Source organism: Streptomyces sp. NBC_00878 (genome assembly GCF_026341515.1).
In the GTDB taxonomy this organism is placed as follows: Bacteria; Actinomycetota; Actinomycetes; order Streptomycetales; family Streptomycetaceae; genus Streptomyces.
Genome location: NZ_JAPEOK010000001.1, coordinates 8,642,306 through 8,663,983, shown reverse-complemented (window position 1 = coordinate 8,663,983; position 21,678 = coordinate 8,642,306). Strand labels below are relative to the sequence as shown.

Below are 21,678 nucleotides of genomic sequence, written 5' to 3'. Positions count from 1 at the left end.
GCTACGTCGGCAGCGGCGGACCCATCAGGACCGGCAGGGACGCCGAGGCGGAGGGGACCCTCCGCCTCGACTGCGGGGCTTGCGGAACCGCCCGCTCCGCCGGAGCCGCCGGGTCCGACACGCCCGGGAGACTCTGGGAGTCGCTGACCGTGTCCTCCGGGGTGACCGCGGGAGGGAGCGTGGGAGGAGCCGACGAAGTGACCTGCCGTCCCGATGCCGCCCCCTTGGGCAGCGCCAGCATGGTGCCGGTTTTCAGTCGATCCGGATCCGCCCCGACCAGCTTCCGGTTGAGCTTGTAGAGCGCCGGCCAGCCGCCCTTGATGCGGTACCGGCGGGCGAGCGACGTGAGGGACTCGCCGCGCTTCACAAAGTGGGCCCGGCCCTTGAGTTTGTACCTCTTGGCACAGACGGGCCACGCCTCCCATCCCTGGACGCTCACCACCTCCTCCGCGACCCGGATCTGCTCGGCCCGCGTGGCAAGGTCCGCGCGCGGCGCGTAGGCGAGACCGCCGAACGCCTTCCAGGTGGGCTGCCAGAACTGCACCCCACCGTAGAAGGAGTTCCCGGTGTTCGTGTCCCAGCGGCCACTGCTCTCGCACTGCGCGAGACAGCCCCACGGCCTCTGGTCCTTCGCACAGCCGTACAGCACGGGCAGGGGCAGGGACTCGGACACTGGCACCGCCGCCGAACCGGGTGCCGGAGACGGTGGCGCCGCTACCGCCTCCGCCGCGGGGGCGAGTACGGCCAGGACGACGGCGACGACAGCCACGTACCGCATGCGCTTGATCGACATCGGGCCACGTTATGCGGGCCGGTGTCGGCCCTTGGGCGAGCCGCGCAGGCGTCCGGCGGTGCCCCACCCGGTCGGAGGACCGGGTGGGGTACCGTTTCGCCCTCACAGCTTCGTGCTCACAGCTCCAGCTGCTGCCCGGGGACGATCACGTCGGGGTCCCCGCCGATGACGGCCTTGTTGGCGGAGTAGATCCCCTCCCAGGTGGTCCCGTGCCGCGCCGCGATGGCGCTCAGCGTGTCGCCGCTGCGGACGGTGTAGTCGCCGCGGGACGAGCCGCGGCCGGTGTGGCCGGTCGGCCGTTCCGGCGCCTTCACCGCCTTCGCCGCCTTCGCCGCCTTCACCGGCTTCGACGGTTTCGAAGGAGCGGCCTTCGTGGTCGGGGTGCCGGGCGCGCCCGCCGCGGGCGCACTGCCCGACGCTCCCGCGCGTGCCGAGCAGCTGGGCCAGGCGCTCCAGCCCTGCCCGCGCTGCACCTTGGTGGCGACAGCGATCTGCTGCGCCCTGGAGGCCTTGTCGGCGGTGGACGCGTAGGCCGAACCGCCGTACGCGCGCCAGGTGCCGGCGGAGAACTGAAGCCCTCCGTAGTAGCCGTTTCCGGTGTTGATGTGCCAGTCGCCGCCGCTCTCGCACTGGGCGATGCGGTCCCACACTCCGCTGTCCGCCGCCGCGGCGTTGCCGGTGGCGGCAAGCAGTCCGAGCGGGGCGAGCAGTGCCGCCCCGGCGAGGACCGCCGTGGTGCGGGTCTTACGAGTGGTATCGGCACATTCGGACATGTAGTTCCCTCTCCAAGGACCCGGGCTCCCCCAAGGCGGCACGGAACGGACCGCGTTTCGACGCGGCCCTTCCCGTTTCACCCCGTCCGCCGGAGATCGTGCTGGTGGTGCTGGTTGGTACTGGTGGCGCTTCTGGTGGTGCGGGTGGTGCTTCTGGCTTGCTTGCGGTGCGGTTCGGCGGACGTACCCGAGCGGTGCTCGTTGCACACGGCGGAGCAATGTAGGGACTCGGGAGGCCCGAAATCAACCAACTCCTTGTCATTCCAGGCCAGTTAGCCGTTACCCGGAGTATCGTCGAAATTCAGCCACCCACTTCATTCGCTGATTTCCGGATTTGTCGACCAACGGACCTGACGATCTGTGACTCACCTCACCGGATCAACTTCCTTGGAACCCCGAGAAGTTGGCGTGGAGTAACAGATTCCGCGGCCGGCTTCACCCTGTGCGCAGGATGGTTCGATTCCGTTCGCTCTCGGGCGTGACTCCGGCCACAGATCGTCCGTTGTCTTCTTCATGAGCCGGGAACCCATCCGGTTCATGGGCCGGGAGCCCCCCGGCCGCACACACGCACCGCATCCCGAGGAGCCACCCGTGCCGCGCATGCTCGACGTCAGCGACGACGTACGCGCCGAGATCGGCGACGAAGAAGCCGCCCGGCTGCTCGCCGGAGAGAACGCCCCGGGCAGTTACGACTGCACCTCCTGCCGCACCCAGGGCGACTCCGAACAGGAGCGCACCAGCACCGTCCTGTTCATCGGCGACGAGACCGCCGTACTCGCCTTCGCCCACGCCACCTGCCTGCCCTCGCAGGTCGTCCAGGTGACCGAGGAGCAACTGCAGGGCGCCGTCCGTTCCATCACCGGCGACTCCATGACCGGGGACGAGCGCCCCGCCGAGGCCCTGCCCGAGCAGGCCGTCCTCGGTGTCACCAGCGGACTCGTCATGCTCGGCGGCAAACTGCACCCCGCGCTCGTCGTCGAGCCGACCGGCCGTATCACCCGGCCCGGCACGACGGGAGGCAGCGGCGACGACTTCCTGCCGCTCCTCATCGAGCAGGGCTTCATGCCGGTGAGCCGGCTCACCGAGGTGCCGCCGGTGCTGCACGGCTGGTCCGTGCTGCTCGCCATGGGCCAGCTGCACGCGATCCTGCAGCCCGGCACCGGCGGCACCTCGCCCCTCGCCTGGTGGCAGGCCCACCAGCCGCTCCAGGTCACCGAGAGCTGGCGGGCGGCCGCCAACAAGCACCAGCAGGTGCTGCTGTTCGCGGCCCCGGTCGGCTCGATCGGCCGCCAGCCCCGCGAGGACCTGCTGCGCAACGCCCTCGACAAGGCCGCCGCGAATGGCCAGCTGGTGGCGAGCGCGATGCCCCTGGCCGGCACCTGAGCCGGTACGTGAACGCGGGCCCCGGTCCACGAATGCGCCGGAAACGCTCCTGGTGACCGGCCCGTACGGACCGTCGACCGCATCCGAAGGGCGGCGGGGTCGTTGGCACAGACGTGCACACCTACGACGCCCCCCGCCGCCTGCCGTACACGTCCCCGATCCCGGCCATGCGGCCGGTACCGGACACTGCGGGCATCCATTCGGCCACGCCGATCTACGACGCGCTCTGCACGGAGTACCGCAAGTCCTTCCGGACCCTGCCGGGCGACCGCAGTGGCGAGGAGGAGCACGGTTTCACGGCTTTCGGGACCGGGCCGCACGGCACGGGGCTGTACGGCTCGGGGCTGCTCAGCGCGAGCTCGTACCACTCGGGTGCGTACACGCCGACTTCGTACGGCACGCGGCACGGCGTCGGGCAGCACCAGACCGGGCAGGTGTCGCCCCACCAGAGCCCGACCGTCCCGTCCGTCTGGCAGCCGGTGGCGCGGCAGCACGCCACCGGTCTGATCCCGGCCCTGCCGCCCGGGCCGCGCGGGGAGCGCTGATCCACCGGGAGCGCTGAGGGACATGGGTGAGGGCCCCGCAGCAGTGCTGCGGGGCCCTCACCCATGTCCGTACACCCGTACACGTCCCGGGCGGCTACTTCTTCTTGCCGCGCTTCTCGCGCACCCGCACCGAGATGTGGATCGGCGTGCCCTCGAAGCCGAACTCCTCGCGCAGTCGGCGCTCCACGAAGCGGCGGTAGCCGTGCTCGATGAAGCCCGAGGAGAAGAGCACGAACCGCGGCGGCTTCGTGCCCGCCTGGGTGCCGAAGAGGATGCGCGGCTGCTTGCCGCCCCGGATCGGGTGCGGGTGGGCGGCGACCAGCTCGCCCAGGAAGGCGTTCAGCCGGCCCGTCGGTACGCGCGACTCCCAGCCCGCGATCGCGGCCTCGATCGCCGGGACCAGCTTCTCCATGTGCCGGCCCGTACGCGCCGAGACGTTCACCCGCGGCGCCCACGCCACCTGGAGGAGCTCGGTCTCGATCTCCCGCTCCAGGTAGTAGCGGCGCTCTTCGTCCAGGGAGTCCCACTTGTTGAAGGCGAGGACGATCGCGCGGCCCGCCTCGACGGCCATCGTCACGATGCGCTGGTCCTGGACGCTGATGGTCTCGCTGGCGTCCAGCAGGATGACCGCGACCTCCGCCTTCTCGACGGCGGCGGCCGTGCGCAGCGAGGCGTAGTAGTCGGCGCCCTGCTGGAGGTGGACGCGCTTGCGGATACCGGCCGTGTCGACGAACTTCCAGGTGACACCGCCGAGTTCGATGAGCTCGTCGACCGGGTCGCGGGTGGTGCCCGCGACCTCGTTGACGACCACGCGCTCCTCCCCCGCCACCTTGTTCAGCAGGGACGACTTGCCCACGTTCGGACGGCCGATGAGGGCGATGCGGCGCGGGCCGCCGAGCGCGGCACCGAAGGTCTGCGCCGGGGCCTCGGGCAGCGCCTCCAGGACGGCGTCCAGCATGTCGCCGGTACCGCGGCCGTGCAGCGCGGAGACAGGGTGCGGCTCGCCGAGGCCGAGGGCCCACAGGTACGCGGCGTCGGCCTCGCCGCTCAGGCCGTCGACCTTGTTGGCACACAGGACGACGGGCTTGCCGGCCTTGCGCAGCAGGCGCACGACCGCCTCGTCGGTGTCGGTGGCACCGACCTTGGCGTCGACGACGAAGACGACCGCGTCGGCCGCGTCGATCGCGAACTCGGCCTGCGCGGCCACGGACGCGTCGATGCCGAGGACGTCCTGCTCCCAGCCGCCGGTGTCGACGAGCTTGAAACGGCGGCCCGCCCACTCGGCCTCGTAGGTGACGCGGTCGCGGGTGACGCCCGGCTTGTCCTCGACGACCGCCTCACGGCGGCCGATGATGCGGTTCACCAGGGTCGACTTGCCGACATTCGGGCGGCCGACGACGGCGAGGACCGGGAGCGGGCCGTGACCCGCCGCGTCGATCGCGCCCTCGATGTCCTCGGCGTCGAAACCCTCTTCCGCGGCGAGCTCCATGAACTCCGCGTACTCGGCATCGCCAAGTGCCCCGTGCTCGTGCTCGGCAGAGCCGTCGGGCTGGATGTGGTCGTTCATGAAGTCCGTACCTCGTCGTTCATCGTGGTGATCGGTGGACAGCCCGTATCGGGTGATCCACTACTCAAGTGTCAGTTAGCGCCCCGTGAGGCGCCTGGCGTTATCCAGGTGCGCGGAGAGCTGCTTCTGGATGCGTTCGGTCGCCTCGTCGAGCGCCTTGCGCGTACGCCGTCCGCTGCCGTCGCCCGCCTCGAACGGGTCGCCGAAGACGATGTCGATCCGGCTGCGCAGCGGAGGCAGCCCCTTTATCAACCGTCCGGGCCGGTCCGCGCTTCCCAGGACGGCGATCGGGACGACCGGAGCGCCGCTGCGCACCGCGAAGTACGCGAGCCCGGCGCGCAGTGAGGAGAAGTCGCCCTCGCCGCGGGTGCCCTCCGGGAAGATCCCGAGGACTCCGCCGGCCGCCAGTACGTCCAGGGCCTGGGTGATGGCCGTACGGTCGGCGATCGAGCGGTCCACCTTCAGCTGACCGGTGGCGTGCATGAAGGAGGCGATCGGGCCGATCCACGCCTCCTTCTTGACCAGGAAGTGCGATGCCCGGGGCGCCACGCCGATGACCATCGGGCCGTCGAGGACGTGGGAGTGGTTGGGGGCGAAGATCACCGGGCCGGTCGCGGGAACCTTCCAGGCGCCCAGGACGCGCGGCTTCCACAGCCCGTACATCAGGCCGACACCGATGCGGCGCCCGACCTCGGCGCCCCGCTCCGAAGGTGCTGTCACTTCGCTGCCCGCTTCTCCTCGACGAGAGTGACGACGCACTCGATGACCTGCTGGAGCGTGAGGTCGGAGGTGTCCACCTCGACCGCGTCGTCCGCCTTGGCCAGCGGCGAAGTCTTGCGGCTGGAGTCGGCCGCGTCCCGCTTGATCAGGGCCTCGCGGGTGGCGTTGACGTCGGCGCCCTTGAGCTCACCGCTGCGGCGGGCCGCGCGGGCCTCCGGGGACGCGGTGAGGAAGATCTTCAGGTCGGCGTCGGGCAGCACGGTCGTACCGATGTCCCGGCCTTCGACGACGACGCCGCCCTCGGCCGCCGAGGCGATCGAGCGCTGCAGCTCGGTGATCTTGGCCCGCACCTCGGGCACCGCGCTGACCGCGCTGACCTTGGCGGTGACCTCCTGCGTGCGGATCGGGCCCGCGACATCCGTGCCGTCGACCGTGATCGTCGGCGCCGAGGGGTCCGTACCGGACACGATCTCGGGCTTACCGGCCGCGGCCGCGATCGCGGAGGCGTCGGTGACGTCGATGCCGTTGGTCACCATCCACCAGGTGATCGCCCGGTACTGGGCGCCCGTGTCCAGGTAGCTCAGGCCGAGCTGCGCGGCGACGGCCTTGGAGGTGCTCGACTTGCCCGTGCCGGAGGGACCGTCGATGGCGACAATCACGGCCGGGGCGGTCCGGGCGGCGGTGGTTTCCACGGGTGCGGACACCTTCCTGGTACGGGGTGGTGGGCTGGAACGGGCACGATCGCGCCCCGAACAAGGTTACTGGCTCCCCGGAGCCCGATTTACGGACCCCGCGGTGCCCCTGCCACGGCCCCTGCCACCGCCTCTGCCACAGCCCCCGGAGCACCGCTGTCACAGCTCCCGCGCGGCCCTGCCTGCGGATGCCCTACTGCCGGACCGGTGGATGCCCTACTGCCGGATCGACCAGCCCCGCTCCCGCAGCGCCGCCGACAGTACGGGCGCCGCCGAGGGCTTCACCATCAGCTCGACGAGACCCGCCTGCTGGCCGGTCGCGTGCTCGATGCGGACGTCCTCGATGTTGACGCCCGCGCGGCCCGCGTCGGCGAAGATGCGGGCCAGCTGGCCCGGCTGGTCGTCGATGAGGACGACGACACTCTCGTACACGGTCGGGGCTGCGCCGTGCTTGCCGGGGACGCGGATCTGGCCGGCGTTGCCCCGGCGCAGGACGTCCTCGATGCCGGTGGCGCCCTCGCTCCGCTTGGCCTCGTCGGAGGACTGCAGGGCGCGCAGGGCCTGCACGGTCTCGTCCAGGTCGGCCGAGACGTCCGCGAGGAGGTCGGCGACCGGGCCGGGGTTCGCGGAGAGGATGTCGATCCACATCCGCGGGTCGGAGGCGGCGATCCGGGTCACGTCACGGATGCCCTGCCCGCAGAGGCGTACGGCCGCCTCCTCGGCGTTCTCCAGTCGCGCGGCGACCATGCTCGACACCAGGTGCGGCATGTGGGAGACGAGGGCGACCGCACGGTCGTGGGCGTCCGCGTCCATCACCACCGGGACCGCCCGGCAGTGCGAGACGAGCTCCAGCGCGAGGTTGAGCACCTCGGTGTCCGTGTCCCGGGTCGGCGTCAGCACCCAGGGGCGCCCCTCGAAGAGGTCACCGGTCGCGGCCAGCGGGCCCGACTTCTCGCGGCCCGACATGGGGTGCGAGCCGATGTACGCGGACAGGTCGAGGCCCAGCGACTCCAGTTCGCGGCGCGGCCCGCCTTTCACGCTGGCCACGTCGAGGTAGCCGCGCGCGAGACCGCGCCGCATCGCGTCGGCGAGCGCCGCGGCCACGTGCGCGGGCGGCGCCGCGATGATCGCGAGGTCGACGGGCCCCGAGGGCTCCTCGTCCGTACCCGCGCCGAGCGCGGCGGCCGTACGGGCCTGCTCCGGGTCGTGGTCGGCGAGGTGCACGAAGACGCCACGTCCCGCCAGGGCCAGCGCGGCCGACGTACCGATGAGTCCGGTACCGATGACGAGTGCGGTTCTCACTGGGCGATGTCCTTGCGGAGCGCGCCCGCGGCACCCAGGTAGACGTGTGCGACCTCGGAGCGCGGCAGGTCGGACTCGATGTGCGCGAGCACCCGGACGACCCGGGGCATCGCGCCCTCGATGTCCAGCTCCTGCGCGCAGATCAGCGGTACGTCGACGATGCCGAGCTTGCGTGCCGCGGCCGCCGGGAAGTCGCTGTGCAGGTCGGGCGTCGCCGTGAACCAGATGCTGATCAGGTCGTCGGTGGTCAGCCCGTTCCGCTCAAGGATGGCGGTGAGCAGGTCGCTGACCTGCTCGTCCATGTGGCCGGCCTCGTCCCGCTCCAGTTGGACGGCGCCCCGGACCGCTCGTACCGCCACGGTGATGCTCCTCACTGATCTACGTACCGCTTTCGGCTCTCGGTGCGTCCAGCCTAGTCAGCCCCCGGTGGCCCGGCAGTCGGCGCCCGCCTGCCGAGACGACCGCCGCGCGCTCCCGAAAGGGGCACCCGCACATCCCGGATTCCGTCAATGTCACCTGAATCACTCCTTAGTGCTATTTGGAGTGAAGTTGTCCTCTACGGTGAGATCGTCCTTCAATCTCCGCGAAGTCGCTCCTGTGCGCCTCTGGACGCAGGGGCCGCGGGTCCGCTTGCATGGTGAGGCTGTCCGCGCCAGGCCTCGGGGGAGGCACGATGAAGCGTTCCGGACCACTTTTCACGCTCCTCGCGGGACTGCTGCTCGCCCTGTTCATGCTGTCGCTCAACGCGACGACAGGGACGCGCAGTACGTCTACCGGGAGCGAGTCCTCAGCCGATGTCGTGTCGGCGAGCCCGACACCCACGGCCTCGCCCCCGTCGGGCAAGCCGTCGCCGTCACCGTCGCCGTCACCCAGCCCGTCGAAGACCGCCGTGCCCAACGGCGACTACGCGGGCCGCACCGACGACGACTCCTCCGCGGTCGCGGTCACCCTGCGCGACGGCAAGGCGATCGCGTACTTCTGCGACGGCAAGGACCAGGAGTCGTGGCTGAAGGGCGACGTCAAGGCCGACGGCAGCATGCGGCTCACCGGCCAGAAGGGCAACGTCCTCACCGGCCGGCTGAAGGGCAAGCGGATCAGCGGCACGGTCGACATGGGACAGCGGAAGTACGGCTTCACGGCCGACAAGGCCATCAAGCCCTCCGGGCTGTACCGCGCCACCGCCACCGTGCGCGGCGCCGAGGTCGACGGCGGCTGGATCGTCCTGCCGAGCGGACAGCAGGTCGGCATCCTCAACCGCGCGGGCAAGCCCTCCCCCGCACCCCGCATCGACCCCGAGACCGGCGCCGTGACGGTCGACGGACAGCGGCTCACGGCCAAGCCCGTGACCCCGTGATCCCGACCCCGTGATCCCCTCGCCCGTTCCTCCGCTCCACCCCGCACTGCGCTCTTCGCTCCGCCCCTTGCTCCATGACCTCGTGACCTCGTGACCGCAGGGAGCCGACCATGACCGTGGACCCGAACGCCGCCACCCAGGGCTTCCCGTCGCCCGACCGCACGCGCAAGCCCCCGGGAGCCGCCCGCTATCTCGTACCGGCCCTCGTCGCGGGCGCGGTCGCGGTCGGTCTCGGCGTCTACGGCAAAGTGCACGACCCGGCGGGCACCGCCTTCAACCTGGCGGGGTTCAGCAGCACGGGCGCGGTCAAGTCGTGGCTCGCCACGGCCGCGATGACCTTCGCGGTCGCGCAGTTCGTCTCGGCGCTCATGATGTACGGCCGACTGCCGGGCCCGAGCTGGTCGGGAGTGCTGCACCGCTGGTCGGGCCGAATCGCGTTCCTTTTGGCGGTTCCGGTCGCTGTGCACTGTCTCTACGCTTTGGGCTACCAGACGTACGAACCGCGCGTTTTGTGGCACTCGGTCCTAGGTTGCTTCTTCTTCGGTGCATTCAGTGCCAAGATGCTGCTGCTCCGCTCGGAGCGTCTGCCCGGCTGGGTGCTGCCCATCGTCGGCGGACTGGTCTTCTCGGCCCTGACGGTGGTCTGGCTGACCTCCGCCCTCTGGTTCTTCCGCACGTTCGGAGTGACGACATGACCAACCCCTCCACGCGGCGCGCGGTTCTCGCGACGGGCGCGGCCGCGCTGATCGCCGGCTGCAGCAACTACGGGGACGAGAACGGCGGGGGCGGCGAGGAGGAGGCGTCCTCCGTCGCCCCCGCGGAGAGCGGGACCGGGAGCGAGGCGCCCGCCGGTGAGGCGCTGACCAAGACCGGCGACATCCCGGTCGACGGCGGCAAGATCTTCAAGGACGAGAAGGTCGTCGTCACCCAGCCCGAGCAGGGCGGCTTCAAGGCCTTCTCGGCGGTCTGCACACACATGGGCTGCATCGTCGCCAACGTCTCGGACGGCACGATCAACTGCACCTGCCACGGCAGCAAGTTCCGCATCGCCGACGGCTCGGTGGCCAAGGGCCCGGCCCAGAAGCCGCTCCCCGCGAAGCAGATCACGGTCACGGGCGACTCGATCAGCCTCGCCTGATCCGCCTCGCCCGACCCACCGCCCACGGTGGGTTGCGGGGACGGGTCAGTCGTCCCAGAGCGCGCCCAACGCCATCAGGTCCCCCTGGTACTCGATCCTGTCGGCCCACTCCGTAGGCCACGCATCGGCGCCGAGGTATGCCCCCGCGAAGGCGCCGGCCAGACACGCGATCGAGTCCGAGTCACCCGAAGTACAGGCAGCCCGGCGCAGGGCCGTCACCGGCTCGTCCACGAAGAGCAGGAAGCACAACAGGCCGGTGGCGAGGGCCTCCTCGGCGATCCAGCCGGCCCCCGTGGCGAGACAGGGGTCGGTCTCGGGCGACGGCGACCGCAGGGCCCGCTGAAGCCGCTCCAGGACCTCCAGACACTCGTCCCAGCCCCGCGAGATGAAGTGCGTCGGGTTCGGGTCCTGGGCGCGGGTCCACAGGTCGCCGAGCCAGCGCTCGTGGTACCGCGTGCGGTTCTCGTACGCGTACGAACGCAGCAGGCCGACCAGTCCCGTCGGCTCGGCGCCCCGCGCGAGCAGCCGCACCGCGTGCGCGGTGAGGTCGGACGCGGCGAGCGCCGTGGGGTGCCCATGCGTGAGCGCGGCCTGCAACTGGGCGGCGCCCGCGCGCTGTTCGTCGCTGAGCCCGGAGATGAGGCCGAGGGGCGCGACACGCATGTTGGCGCCGCAGCCCTTGGAGTGGATCTGGCTGGCGTCCTGCCAGGGCAGATCCTCACGCTTCAGCTTCTCGCAGGCGACCAGACACGTACGCCCGGGTGCGCGGTTGTTCTCCGGCGACTGATACCAGTCCACGAACTCCTCGCGTACGGGCCGCTCCAGTCGCTTGGGGCCCAGCAGCCCCCTGTCCATGGCCGTCCGCAGCCCCCGTCCCAGCGCCAGTGTCATCTGCGTGTCGTCCGTGACGAACGCGGGGGTAGGCAGCTCCATCTCCCGCCAGGGCCCGCATTTGGCGAGGATCGAGGGCACGTCGTTGAACTCGGTCGGGAAGCCGAGCGCGTCCCCGAGGGCGAGCCCGACCAGCGCCCCGGTGGCGGCGTGCTTCCTGACGGTGGTGGTCATGAGGATCGTCCTTTCGACGACAGTGACGGTGACGGTGATGCCGGTCGCAGCAGTGGTGGGTGCAGTGCGGTGGCGTCGCCCGCGCGATACAGCGCGGCGGGCTTCCCCCGGCCTCCGGTCAGCCGGGCCGCACCGGGGATCTGCTCGACGAATCCGGGAGTGGCGAGGACCTTGCGCCGGAAGTTCGGCCGGTCGAGCGCGGTCCCCCACACGGTCTCGTAGACCTGCTGGAGTTCCCCGAGCGTGAACTCCGGCGGGCAGAACGCCGTGGCGAGGCAGGTGTATTCGAGCTTGGCCCCGACCCGTTCATGGGCGTCGGCGAGGATCCGGTCGTGGTCGAAGGCGAGCGGCCCGAGCCCGTCGTACGGCAGCCAGCGCGCGCTCGCCGCGTCGCCGCCGCCACGCGGTTCGGGCGGGTCCGGCAGAAGCGCGGTGTACGCGACGGAGACGACCCGCATCCGGGGATCGCGGTCCGGTTCGCTGTACGTGCGCAACTGCTCCAGATGCAGCCCCGAGACGTCCGCAAGACCGGTCTCCTCGGCGAGTTCGCGCCGGGCGGCCGTCCCGGCGGACTCCTCGGGCAGCACGAACCCTCCGGGCAGCGCCCAGTGGCCCGCGTACGGCTCCTGCCCTCGCTCGATCAGCAGGGCTTGCAGTACGCCCGCCCGGACCGTGAACACCGCGAGATCCACGGTGACGGCGAAGGGCTCGAAGGCGTGCTTGTCGTAGCCCTCCATTGCCCCCTCCTCGTGGCCTGCACGGCCGTCCTGCACCTCGCCGGGCGACGGCCTCCGGACCGGGACCACCCCCGTGGGCCCTGCTCCAACGGCCGCGCCCGGCGAGGGCGTTCCCTTAATGGTCAGTACGACTATAAATAGCGGAACGGGTCGCCACAACCCCCGAACGCACATCGGCCGGCCCCGGGAAATCCCGGAACCGGCCGATGCCGTACAAAACAGGTCTCTACGAAGGAGACGATTTTCTCTGGAGGTTCTCCAGAGGCCCAGAAGCCCAAAGGCCTAGAGGTCCAAAGGCCCAGAGGTCTAGAGGCCGACTTCCTGCATCAGCATCCCGACCTCGGTGTTCGACAGCCGGCGCAGCCAGCCCGACTTCTGGTCGCCCAGGGTGATCGGCCCGAAGGACACGCGCACGAGCTTGTCGACCGGGAAGCCCGCCTCGGCGAGCATGCGCCGCACGATGTGCTTGCGGCCCTCGTGGAGGGTCACCTCTACGAGGTAGTTCTTGCCGGTCTGCTCGACGACCCTGAAGTGGTCCGCCTTCGCGTACCCGTCCTCCAGCTGGATGCCGTCCTTGAGCTGCTTGCCCAGGTCGCGCGGGATCGGGCCCACGATGTGCGCGAGGTAGACCTTCTTCACGCCGTACTTGGGGTGGGTGAGGCGGTGCGCCAGCTCTCCGTGGTTGGTGAGCAGGATGACGCCCTCGGTCTCGGTGTCGAGCCGCCCGACGTGGAAGAGCCGCGTCTCCCGGTTCGTCACGTAGTCACCGAGGCACTGGCGGCCCTCCGTGTCCTCCATGGTCGACACGACGCCGGCGGGCTTGTTCAGCGAGAAGAACTGGTACGACTGCGTGGCGACGGTCAGTCCGTCGACCTTGATCTCGTCGTGTTCCGGGTCGACTCGCATGCCCTGCTCGACGACGATCTCGCCGTTGACCTCGACCCGGGACTGCTCGACCAGTTCCTCGCAGGCGCGCCGCGAACCGTAGCCCGCGCGCGCGAGCACCTTCTGCAGGCGCTCGCCCTCCTGCTCGGCGCCCGGGAAGGTCTTGGGCGTCTTGACCTCGGGCTTGCCCGCGTACCGGTCGCGGTTGCGCTCCTCGGCACGCGTCTCGTACTCACGGGAGCGCGCGGGCTCCGTACGGCCGCCGCGCTGCTGGCCCTGCTTGGGACCGCCCTTGGCACCGCCGCGGGCCGCGTTGCCGCGTCCGGACTTCGGGCCCTCGTGGGTGGCGCCGGGGCCTACGTCGTAGCGGCGCTCCTCGGGACGGGGCTTTCCGGCGCGCTTCGGCCTGTCGTCGCGCCCTCCCGCGCTCCTCGGCTGGGAGCCGCCGCCACCGGTTCCCCGGGGGCTGCCGCTTCCGCCGGTCCCGCGGGAGCTGCCGCCACCGCCGGACCCGCGAGGGTTGCCGCCCCCACCGGTTCCACGGGGGTTGCCGCGCCCGCTGTTCCTGCCACTACCGCTGCCACTGCTTCGCATCAAAGTTCCGTCGTCGTCGTGTCGTCTGCATCTGCATCCGGTGCGTCCGGATCGAACGACGGGACCCCTTCCAGCGTCTCTGCTTCGATCGCGTCCGCCTCCGGGAGGAAGGGCGCGAGCTCCGGGAGCTCGTCCAGGCCTCGCAGGCCCATTCGCTCCAGGAAGTAGTTCGTCGTCGTGTACAGGATCGCACCTGTTTCGGGTTCCGCGCCCGCCTCCTCGACCAGACCCCGCTGCAGGAGGGTCCGCATGACGCCGTCGCAGTTGACTCCGCGGACCGCCGAGACCCGGCTGCGGCTGACCGGCTGCCGGTACGCGACCACCGCCAGTGTCTCCAGCGCGGCCTGGGTGAGCCGGGCCTGCTGCCCGTCGAGGACGAAGCGCTCGACGGCCGCCGCGTACTCGGGCCGGCTGTAGAACCGCCAGCCGCCGGCGATGAGCCGCAGCTCGAAGCCGCGCCCCTGGATGGTGTACTCGTCGGCCAGCTCGCGCAGAGCGGCCGCGATCCGCCGCTTCGGCCGCTCAAGGATCTTCGCGAGGTGCTCCACGGTCGCGGGTTCGTCCACGACCATGAGGACGGCCTCCAGGGCGGGCTTCAGGTCGAGATCCGCGACGCCTCGCGCACCGGCCGGGGCCTCGGTGGTGTCCTCGCTCACGTCTTCTCCTCCTTGACCGGCTCCGGCGGTCTGTCGAACTCGTCCGTCACCGTCGGCCGCGTATCCCCGTCCCCGCCCGTCCAGCGCACCACCAGCTCCCCCAGAGCCTCTTCCTGGTCCAGGGAGACCGCCTTCTCCCGATAGAGCTCCAGAAGGGCCAGGAAACGCGCCACGACGGTGAGGGTGTCGTCGGTGTCCTCGACGAGCGAGCGGAAACTGGCCTCTCCGAGCTCCCGGAGCCGCGCCATCACGATCTCGGCCTGCTCCTGCACGCTCACGAGGGGCGCGTGGATGTGGTCGACGTACACCTGCGGCTTCGGCTTGGGCTGCATCGCCTTGACGGCGAGCCTGGCGAATCCTTCCGCCCCGATGCTGATGACGACTTCGGGCAGCAGCTCGGCGTGGTGCGCCTCCAGCCCGACGGTACGGGGGTAGCGGCGCGCCTCCTCGTCGAGGCGCCGGTTGAAGATGTCGGCGATCTGCTTGTACGCCCGATACTGCAGCAGCCGCGCGAAGAGCAGGTCCCGGGCCTCCAGCAGCGCGAGATCGGCCTCGTCCTCGACATCGGCGGAGGGCAGCAGCCGGGCGGCCTTCAGATCGAGCAGCGTCGCGGCGACGACCAGGAACTCGGTCGTCTCGTCAAGGTCCCAGTCCGGCCCCATCGCCCTGATGTGCGCCATGAACTCGTCGGTGACCTTGGAGAGCGCGACTTCGGTGACATCCATCTTGTGCTTGGAGATCAGCTGAAGCAGCAGATCGAAGGGCCCTTCGAAGTTGGCAAGCCGAACTTTGAAGACCCCGTCCCCGGGTTCGTCGGATCCCGGGCCTTCGCTGTCCGCCGCCGACGGCTCAGGCTCCACGTCGGGCGGCTCAGGCTCCACCGCGGGCGGCTCGGGCTCTGGCGCGGGCGGCGCGGGCTCTGCCGCGGGCGGCAGAACCTCGGCCGAAGGCTCGGGCGGGGCCGCGGGCGGCAGGACCTCGGCCGGAGGCTCGGGCGGGACCGCGCCCCCGGGCCCCCGCCCCAGCACACGCCGACGGCCACCGGAACCGCCGGAGGCAGAGTCAGGGGCGTCGTTCGAGGTCATAGCCGTCGCAGGCTACCGCTACCGCCCACGCAACCGTCGTACGAGAATGCTCGCGTCCCCGCGGGATTCGAGATCCGCGAGCACCACGGCGACCGCCTCACGCACGATCCGTCCGCGGTCGACGGCGAGCCCGTGCTCCCCGCGGAGCACCAGTCGGGCGTGCTCCAGGTCCATGAGTTCCTCGGCGGACACGTACACCGTGATCTTCTCGTCGTGCCGCTCCCGCCCGCTGGGCCGGCGCCCGGAGCCCCGGCCCCGCTTGCGCGGCTGCGCCCCGGCAGAACCTTCCTGCGCCCCCTGACGCCGCCCGGAACGGTCCTCGGCGGCGCCCCGACTGCGGGACTCCCCGTCGGCGGAGTCGGCGTCGGCCGCGACGTGTTCGTCGCCCTCACCGTCGCCGCCCCGCACGGGTACCGACTGTGGGGCGTCCTCCCCGGCGGCAGCGGCGTCGCTCTCGCCCGCCGGAGCCGGCACCCGGGCCTCGCCGTTGGCCTGGCGCCTGGGGCTGGACGCCTGCAGCGCCATTCCCCCGGTCGTACGGAACAGTTCGTCGGCCCCCGGCAGACTCACTCGGCGTGACACCGGGCGAGCACCTCCCTGGCGAGCTGGCGATAGGCGGCGGCACCGACGGAGTTGGAGGCGTACGTCGTGATCGGCTCACCGGCGACCGTGGTCTCCGGGAAGCGGACGGTCCGGCCGATCACCGTGTGGTAGACGTGATCGTCGAACGCCTCGACCACGCGCGCGAGCACCTCACGGCTGTGCACGGTCCGCGAGTCGTACATCGTGGCGAGGATGCCGTCGAGCTCCAACTCCGGGTTGAGGCGCTCCTGGACCTTCTCGATGGTCTCGGTGAGCAGCGCGACACCGCGGAGGGCGAAGAACTCGCACTCGAGCGGCACGATCACCTTGTGGGCCGCCGTCAGGGCGTTGACGGTGAGGAGACCGAGCGAGGGCTGACAGTCGATCACGATGTAGTCGTAGTCGGCCATCAGCGGCTTCAGCGCCCGCTGGAGCGTGGACTCGCGAGCGACCTCGGACACCAGCTGGACCTCGGCGGCGGACAGGTCGATGTTGCTGGGCAGCAGGTCCATGTTCGGAACCGCTGTCTTCAGGAGCACCTCGTCGGCCGCCATGCCCCGCTCCATGAGCAGGTTGTAGACGGTGAGGTCGAGCTCCATCGGGTTGACGCCGAGACCCACGGACAGTGCGCCCTGCGGGTCGAAGTCGACGAGCAGGACCCGGCGTCCGTACTCCGCGAGCGCCGCGCCCAGGTTGATGGTCGACGTCGTCTTGCCGACGCCGCCCTTCTGGTTGCACATCGCGATGATCTTCGCGGGGCCGTGATCGGTCAGCGGGCCCGGGATCGGGAAGTACGGCAGCGGGCGCCCGGTCGGGCCGATGCGCTCACGCCGCTGGCGCGCCGCGTCGGGCGCGAGCGTGGCCGCGTACTCCGGATCTGGCTCGTACTCGGCGTCGGGGTCGTAGAAATGCCCCTCGGGCAGGTCGTCGTAGTCGGCGAAGTGGGTGCGGTTCTCGCCACTTCCGTTGCCGGCCATGGCGTTCACGTGATGGCCATCCATGCTCTGGTGTGCTGTCTGAGTCATCTTCGGACTCTGCTGGGCTGCGAAGGTGCGCACAGCAACGGAGCCGACAGCCTCGAGCCCCGTGAGCCTTGAGCCCTGCGCAGGCATTCCTGGTTGACCACCCCCGGGAGTAAATGTCGACTCATTCACAAGTCGTCTTACCTCCTTGGTGACCAGGAAACTTCTAGATAGGTCAGCGTGGCACCATGCCGACGATTGGCGACTCTATGGCGTGTCACCGCTCCGCAGCAACACAATCCGCCGGACCCGGCCCGATGTGTCGGCAACGGAACACCCCTCTGTCAAGGGCGTAAGGGCGTCGCACGGCAGGTTTCACGGGTGTGCGAAACGGTTCAAGGGTTACGTTCGAGGCGAGTTGAACGAGTCTCGCAAAGTGACTCGACACACATGCGGCCGGACCTTGTGGGGCAAGGTCCGGCCGTACGCACGATGTTGACGACGTGAGTTGACGTATCGCCTTTTATCGGTGAAGAGCGCCGCGACGGGTCGGGACAGATCGGTCGTAACGTCAGCCGAGCAGAGTCTCCAGCTCGACGTGCTCCAGCCCGTGGGCCTCCGCGACCTCACGGTAAACGACCTTGCCGTCATGGGTGTTGAGGCCCTTGGCGAGCGCCGGGTCACGGCGCAGTGCCTCGACCCAGCCGCGGTCCGCCAGTTCCACGATGAACGGGAGTGTCGCGTTCGTCAGAGCGTATGTCGACGTATTGGGCACCGCGCCCGGCATGTTGGCGACGCAGTAGAAGACCGAGCCGTGGACCGGGAAGGTCGGCTCCGCGTGAGTCGTCGGACGGGAGTCCTCGAAGCAGCCGCCCTGGTCGATGGCGATGTCGACAAGAACACTTCCGGGCTTCATCCGCGACACGAGCTCGTTGGTGACCAGTTTCGGCGCCTTGGCGCCCGGGATGAGTACGGCGCCGATGACGAGGTCGGCTTCCAGAACGGCCTTCTCCAGCTCGAAGGAGTTGGACATGATCGCCCGGACCTTGGTGCCGAAGACCTTGTCGGCCTCGCGGAGCTTGTGGATGTCGCGGTCGAGCAGCGTGACGTGGAACCCCATGCCGACGGCGATCTGCGTGGCGTTCCAGCCGGAGACACCCCCGCCGATGACGACGGCCCGCGCAGGCTGCGTGCCGGGGACACCACCGGGGAGCACACCGCGGCCGCCGACCGAGCGCATCAGGTGGTACGCGCCGACCTGCGGAGCCAGCCGGCCCGCGACCTCCGACATCGGGGCGAGCAGCGGCAGGGAGCGCCCGGGCAGCTCGACGGTCTCGTAGGCGATCGCCGTGGTACCGGACTCGACGAGCGCGTCCGTGCACTCCTTGGACGCGGCCAGGTGCAGGTAGGTGAAGAGCGTCTGGTCCTTACGGAGGCGGTGGTACTCCTCGGCGATGGGCTCCTTGACCTTGAGCAGCAGGTCGGAGGTGGCCCAGACCTCGTCGGCGGTGGGGATGATCCGCGCTCCGGCGGCGACGAACTCGTCGTCCGCGATCGAGGAGCCGACTCCGGCGTTGTGCTCGATGAGGACCTGGTGGCCGTGGCGTACCAGCTCGTGCACACCGGCGGGGGTGATGGCCACCCGGAACTCGTTGTTCTTGACCTCGCGGGGGATGCCGACCTTCACGTCGATCACGGTCCTTGGCTCAGAAGGGGTCTGGGGTCACGCAACGTCTGCCAGAACGAGGTCTGACATACCGGTACGCACGGGAGCACACCGGGAGACACCACGAAAAGACGCGGCGGAGCCAGTCTAATGAAGGGATTCCCTCTGTCTAGCCTTTCAATGCTTCAATCTTCTTCGGATGTACTGCGGAATTCGCAGGCGTTAGCGTCGTGTTCCCTGGCTGATACGCCCTCTGGGAGCTCGTCACCCAGCATGCGCTCGGCCGCGCCGCGGTGCAGGCCGGCGGACGCGGGGTCCCCCAGACGGTCCAGCGTGTCGGCGAGCCGCAGGTGCAGCGCGGCCTGCAGCCGGACGTCCTCGGCGCGGCGTGCCCACTCGACCGCCTCCTGGCAGGTGGCGAGGGATTCCTCGGACCGGCCCGCGTACTCCTGCACGCGTGCCATCTCGCTCAACGCCCTTGCGTGACCTGCCACATCACCGTTCCTGCGGTGGCCGGTGACCGCGGAGCGCCAGTTGAGCAGCGCCTCGCCGTAGCGGCCCGCGTAGGTGTGCGCGGTGGCGATGCGTCCGTGCAGCCGGGCCGTGTCCTCGCGCTCGTCACGCGCGAGCCGTTGGGCGAGCGCGCGCCCGTACCAGTCGGCGGCCCGGTCGTAGTCCCCGAGCTCCTGGTGGGCGCCGCCTACGGATTCCATCGCGCGGCCGGTCGCATACGGGTCGTTCGCCTCGCGTCCGGCGTCCAGGGCGGCCCTGTAGCGGGCCAGCGCGTCGGCCGTACGGCCGGTCTGGGCGTCCAGGTCGGCGAGGTTCAGCAGCGCGGCGGCCTTCTCACGGGGCAGGTTCCGGCGCTCCGCCACGTCCAGGACGAGCCGGTGGATGCCGTACAGCTCGGGCGCCGCGGCCTGCGTACCGAAGTGCGCGACCATCGCTCTGACCAGCGCGGCCATCAGGCGACGGGCCAGCGTGTCCAGCTCCCCGTCGGCGACCGCGAGCCGGGCCGCGGCGAGCAGCGCGGGCTGTCGGATGCGCAGCCAGTCGGCGGCAGCGCGGGGGTTCGGGAAGCGCAGCGCGCGGGGCATTCCGGCGAGCTTCTCGCGGGCCGGAGAGCTGTCGGTCTCGGTGATCGCCCGGCAGGACACCAGCAGCCGTACGGTCCGCTCCAGCATCCGGGCGCGGGCCAGCTGGAGCTCGGCCGGGCGGTCCTGGGTCTCGGTGAGCGAGCGCAGCAGCGGCATCAGACAGCCGGGCACCTCGTACTGCGGCAGGGGCGACTCGACGGACCGTACGAGGCCGAGCTTGGTGAAGTCGTCCAGGGTGGTGCGGGCGACGCCGACCGAGCAGCCGGCCAGCGCGGACGCGGTGTGCGGGTCGACGAGGCCCGCGGGGGCGAGCGAGAGGAGTCGCAGTATCCGCGCGGCGGTCGAGGGCAGGGCCGCGTAGGAGAGGCGGAATACCCGGCCGAGAACGTCGAGGACGTCGGGAACACGGCCTTCGTCACCGTCGGTGCGCAACTGCTTGGCCAGGTCGGCCACGGCCGCCTTGGGCCGGTGGGCCAGCCAGGCGCCGGCGAGGACGAGCGCGGCGGGCTGACCCGCGCAGATCTCCACGAGCCCTTCGGCGGCGCGCGGGTCGACGGTGATGCGCACCGAGCCGGTGTACCGGTCGAGAAGGTCGAGGGCGGACTTGGTGTCCAGGCCGCCGAGGGTGCAGGGCCGGACATCGGAGATCCCGGTGAGGGGACCGCCGGAGACGGCGACGACAAGACAGTCGGGGGTCTCCGGGAGGAGCACGTCGACCTGTTCGGCGTCGGCCGCGTCGTCCAGCAGGAGCAGGGTCCGGCGGGTGGCGAGCGCCTCGCGCAGCCGCTCGGACAGCTCGTCCTCGTCGGCTCCGGCGGGGGCGGTCCGTTCGAGGGCGGTGAGCAGGTCACGGGCGGTTCGTTCGGTCGCCACGGGGGTGCCGTCGGGCTCGGTGAGCCGGGCTCGCAGGATGCCGTCCGGGTAACTGTCCGCGACCTGCCGTACGAGCTCCTCGGCGAGTGCGGTCCTGCCGGATCCGGGCTTGCCCGCGATGAGCAGCACGCGCGCGCGTGGCGCTTTCCGGCCCGCGAGAGTGTCGAGACCGGCCCGCTCGATGTCGGCCCGTAGTTCCTTCAACTCTCTTGTGCGGCCGAAGAACCGACTCTCCGTGGATGAGGGTCCCCCCGATCGAGCGAAGTCGGGAGTGGGGGAGGAGTGGGCAGCCGGGCGCCGCTCTTCTTCCGACCTCGTCGTGCCGCCGGCGTCCACCGCCTGATCCGTCACGGGCCACACTCCCGTCCCACCGCACGTGCAAGCCCGCCGGGACTCCGGTCGGGGCGTTTCCAGAGCCTAGTTCACGCTCTGCGACGATCTGTGCGGAGCACGGCGGGAACGTCCCCCGATCGGATCAGGCGATCGTCACACCGGTGGGCCGTACGCGTAGGCCCGAGTGGGTTCAGACCTTGGTCGAGGGACGGCTCCCGGGGCGGGTGCCGGAGTGGGTCACGCCTCGAAGGGGCGTGCGGGCCACGGTGCCTCGGCCGGGCGCAGGGTGTCCAGGCCGTCGCCGTTCCGCGCCGCGATCAGCGAAAGCACGCCCACGACCAGGCAGTTGTTGTGCAGCTCCCCGGCGAGTACGCCGCGTACGAGCTCGTCGACCGGGACGCGGGAGAGCTCCATGTCGGCCTCCTCGTCCTCGACCTCGAAGCGCCGGCCCTCGGCCTCGGAGAGATCGCGGGCGAGGAAGATGCGGACGGCCTCGTCGCAGCCGCCGGGCGTGGTGAACACGTCGGTGAGCACACGCCAGTCCTCGGCCTTCACATGGGCCTCTTCGTAGAGCTCGCGCTGGGCGGCGTGCAGCGGGTTCTCGCCGGGGACGTCGAGCAGACCGGCCGGGATCTCCCAGAGCTTGTGGCGTACGGGGTGCCGGTACTGGCGGATGACCAGGACACGGCCCAGGTCGTCGAGGGCGAGGACGGCCACCGAACCCGGGTGGACCTGGTAGTCGCGGCGGGCGACCGATCCGTCGGGCATGACCACGTCGTCGGTGCGCACGGAGGTCTTGTTGCCCACGAACGGCGTCTCGGTCGCCCTGACCTCCCACTCCTCGGCGGTGTCCTTGATGGTCATGTCGACTTGTCC

Annotated in this window: 22 protein-coding genes; 5 read left to right on the top strand and 17 right to left on the bottom strand. The window is 70.7% G+C overall.

The genetic code is table 11. The features are described 5' to 3' along the window. Nucleotide 1 precedes the first annotated feature (1 nt). Together OHA11_RS37585 and OHA11_RS37580 are read right to left on the bottom strand one after the other, a co-directional pair. Nucleotides 2–793 (bottom strand): transglycosylase family protein, encoded by a 792-nt coding sequence (locus OHA11_RS37585; protein WP_323186726.1) that lies wholly within the window; start codon nt 791–793, stop codon nt 2–4. A 116-nt stretch (nt 794–909) separates the two neighbouring features. Then, nucleotides 910–1,566: a transglycosylase family protein gene (locus OHA11_RS37580; RefSeq protein ID WP_266503989.1), complete on the bottom strand. Its 657-nt coding sequence runs from the start codon at nt 1,564–1,566 to the stop codon at nt 910–912. A gap of 591 nt (nt 1,567–2,157) precedes the next feature. Between OHA11_RS37580 and OHA11_RS37575 the strand changes: the two genes are divergently transcribed. Both OHA11_RS37575 and OHA11_RS37570 read left to right on the top strand, forming a co-directional pair. Then, complete coding sequence (locus OHA11_RS37575; protein WP_266503987.1) at nt 2,158–2,949, top strand: hypothetical protein; 792 nt, start codon at nt 2,158–2,160, stop codon at nt 2,947–2,949. A 113-nt stretch (nt 2,950–3,062) separates the two neighbouring features. Beyond that, a complete protein-coding gene (locus OHA11_RS37570) occupies nt 3,063–3,494 on the top strand; it encodes a hypothetical protein (RefSeq protein ID WP_266503985.1) in 432 nt (143 codons plus the stop codon). 94 nt (nt 3,495–3,588) lie between these two features. Here OHA11_RS37570 and der read toward each other — a convergent pair whose 3' ends face one another. From der to aroH, 5 genes are all read right to left on the bottom strand, one after another. Continuing rightward, the gene (gene der, locus OHA11_RS37565; RefSeq protein ID WP_266503982.1) at nt 3,589–5,061 is read right to left on the bottom strand and encodes a ribosome biogenesis GTPase Der; all 1,473 of its coding nucleotides are present in this window, start codon (nt 5,059–5,061) and stop codon (nt 3,589–3,591) included. Between the two features lie 75 nt (nt 5,062–5,136). After that, nucleotides 5,137–5,724, bottom strand: coding sequence for a 1-acyl-sn-glycerol-3-phosphate acyltransferase (locus OHA11_RS37560; protein ID WP_266507728.1), 588 nt, complete (start codon nt 5,722–5,724; stop codon nt 5,137–5,139). A 53-nt stretch (nt 5,725–5,777) separates the two neighbouring features. Then, nucleotides 5,778–6,473 (bottom strand): (d)CMP kinase, encoded by a 696-nt coding sequence (gene cmk, locus OHA11_RS37555; protein WP_266503979.1) that lies wholly within the window; start codon nt 6,471–6,473, stop codon nt 5,778–5,780. A 216-nt stretch (nt 6,474–6,689) separates the two neighbouring features. Then, nucleotides 6,690–7,775 (bottom strand): prephenate dehydrogenase, encoded by a 1,086-nt coding sequence (locus tag OHA11_RS37550; protein ID WP_266503976.1) that lies wholly within the window; start codon nt 7,773–7,775, stop codon nt 6,690–6,692. Further along, on the bottom strand, nt 7,772–8,134 hold the full coding sequence (gene aroH / locus OHA11_RS37545) for a chorismate mutase (RefSeq protein WP_266503973.1): 363 nt from the start codon (nt 8,132–8,134) through the stop codon (nt 7,772–7,774). Before aroH ends, OHA11_RS37550 begins: the two co-directional genes overlap by 4 nt. A 314-nt stretch (nt 8,135–8,448) precedes the next feature. Here aroH and OHA11_RS37540 point away from each other — a divergent pair, with 314 nt between their 5' ends. The 3 genes from OHA11_RS37540 (at nt 8,449) to OHA11_RS37530 (ending at nt 10,267) form a co-directional block, all read left to right on the top strand. Then, on the top strand, nt 8,449–9,129 hold the full coding sequence (locus OHA11_RS37540; RefSeq protein WP_266503971.1) for a hypothetical protein: 681 nt from the start codon (nt 8,449–8,451) through the stop codon (nt 9,127–9,129). 110 nt (nt 9,130–9,239) lie between these two features. Then, entirely contained in the window at nt 9,240–9,824 is a 585-nt protein-coding gene (locus tag OHA11_RS37535) for a DUF6529 family protein (protein ID WP_266503970.1), read from the top strand. Further along, nucleotides 9,821–10,267, top strand: a complete 447-nt coding sequence (locus tag OHA11_RS37530; RefSeq protein WP_266503967.1) for a Rieske (2Fe-2S) protein — start codon at nt 9,821–9,823, stop codon at nt 10,265–10,267. The genes OHA11_RS37535 and OHA11_RS37530 overlap by 4 nt, the downstream gene beginning before the upstream one ends. A 45-nt stretch (nt 10,268–10,312) precedes the next feature. Here the strand turns inward: OHA11_RS37530 and OHA11_RS37525 are convergent, their stop codons facing one another. The 10 genes from OHA11_RS37525 to OHA11_RS37480 form a co-directional block, all read right to left on the bottom strand. Continuing rightward, complete coding sequence (locus OHA11_RS37525) at nt 10,313–11,332, bottom strand: ADP-ribosylglycohydrolase family protein (protein ID WP_266503964.1); 1,020 nt, start codon at nt 11,330–11,332, stop codon at nt 10,313–10,315. After that, nucleotides 11,329–12,069: an NUDIX domain-containing protein gene (locus OHA11_RS37520; protein ID WP_266503962.1), complete on the bottom strand. Its 741-nt coding sequence runs from the start codon at nt 12,067–12,069 to the stop codon at nt 11,329–11,331. Before OHA11_RS37520 ends, OHA11_RS37525 begins: the two co-directional genes overlap by 4 nt. A 306-nt stretch (nt 12,070–12,375) precedes the next feature. Continuing rightward, entirely contained in the window at nt 12,376–13,548 is a 1,173-nt protein-coding gene (locus OHA11_RS37515; RefSeq protein WP_266503959.1) for a pseudouridine synthase, read from the bottom strand. After that, nucleotides 13,548–14,204: an SMC-Scp complex subunit ScpB gene (gene scpB / locus OHA11_RS37510; RefSeq protein ID WP_266503956.1), complete on the bottom strand. Its 657-nt coding sequence runs from the start codon at nt 14,202–14,204 to the stop codon at nt 13,548–13,550. The genes OHA11_RS37515 and scpB overlap by 1 nt, the downstream gene beginning before the upstream one ends. Next, a complete protein-coding gene (locus OHA11_RS37505; RefSeq protein ID WP_266503953.1) occupies nt 14,201–15,289 on the bottom strand; it encodes a ScpA family protein in 1,089 nt (362 codons plus the stop codon). Before OHA11_RS37505 ends, scpB begins: the two co-directional genes overlap by 4 nt. 18 nt (nt 15,290–15,307) lie before the next feature. Next, nucleotides 15,308–15,871, bottom strand: a complete 564-nt coding sequence (locus OHA11_RS37500) for a hypothetical protein (protein ID WP_266503950.1) — start codon at nt 15,869–15,871, stop codon at nt 15,308–15,310. Next, nucleotides 15,856–16,983, bottom strand: coding sequence for a ParA family protein (locus OHA11_RS37495; protein WP_266503947.1), 1,128 nt, complete (start codon nt 16,981–16,983; stop codon nt 15,856–15,858). The genes OHA11_RS37500 and OHA11_RS37495 overlap by 16 nt, the downstream gene beginning before the upstream one ends. A 421-nt stretch (nt 16,984–17,404) precedes the next feature. Next, complete coding sequence (ald, locus tag OHA11_RS37490; protein ID WP_266507727.1) at nt 17,405–18,520, bottom strand: alanine dehydrogenase; 1,116 nt, start codon at nt 18,518–18,520, stop codon at nt 17,405–17,407. A 164-nt stretch (nt 18,521–18,684) separates the two neighbouring features. Next, nucleotides 18,685–20,673, bottom strand: a complete 1,989-nt coding sequence (locus tag OHA11_RS37485; protein WP_266503944.1) for a tetratricopeptide repeat protein — start codon at nt 20,671–20,673, stop codon at nt 18,685–18,687. A 366-nt stretch (nt 20,674–21,039) separates the two neighbouring features. Next, nucleotides 21,040–21,666, bottom strand: coding sequence for an NUDIX hydrolase (locus OHA11_RS37480; protein ID WP_266503941.1), 627 nt, complete (start codon nt 21,664–21,666; stop codon nt 21,040–21,042). Nucleotides 21,667–21,678: the final 12 nt, after the last annotated feature.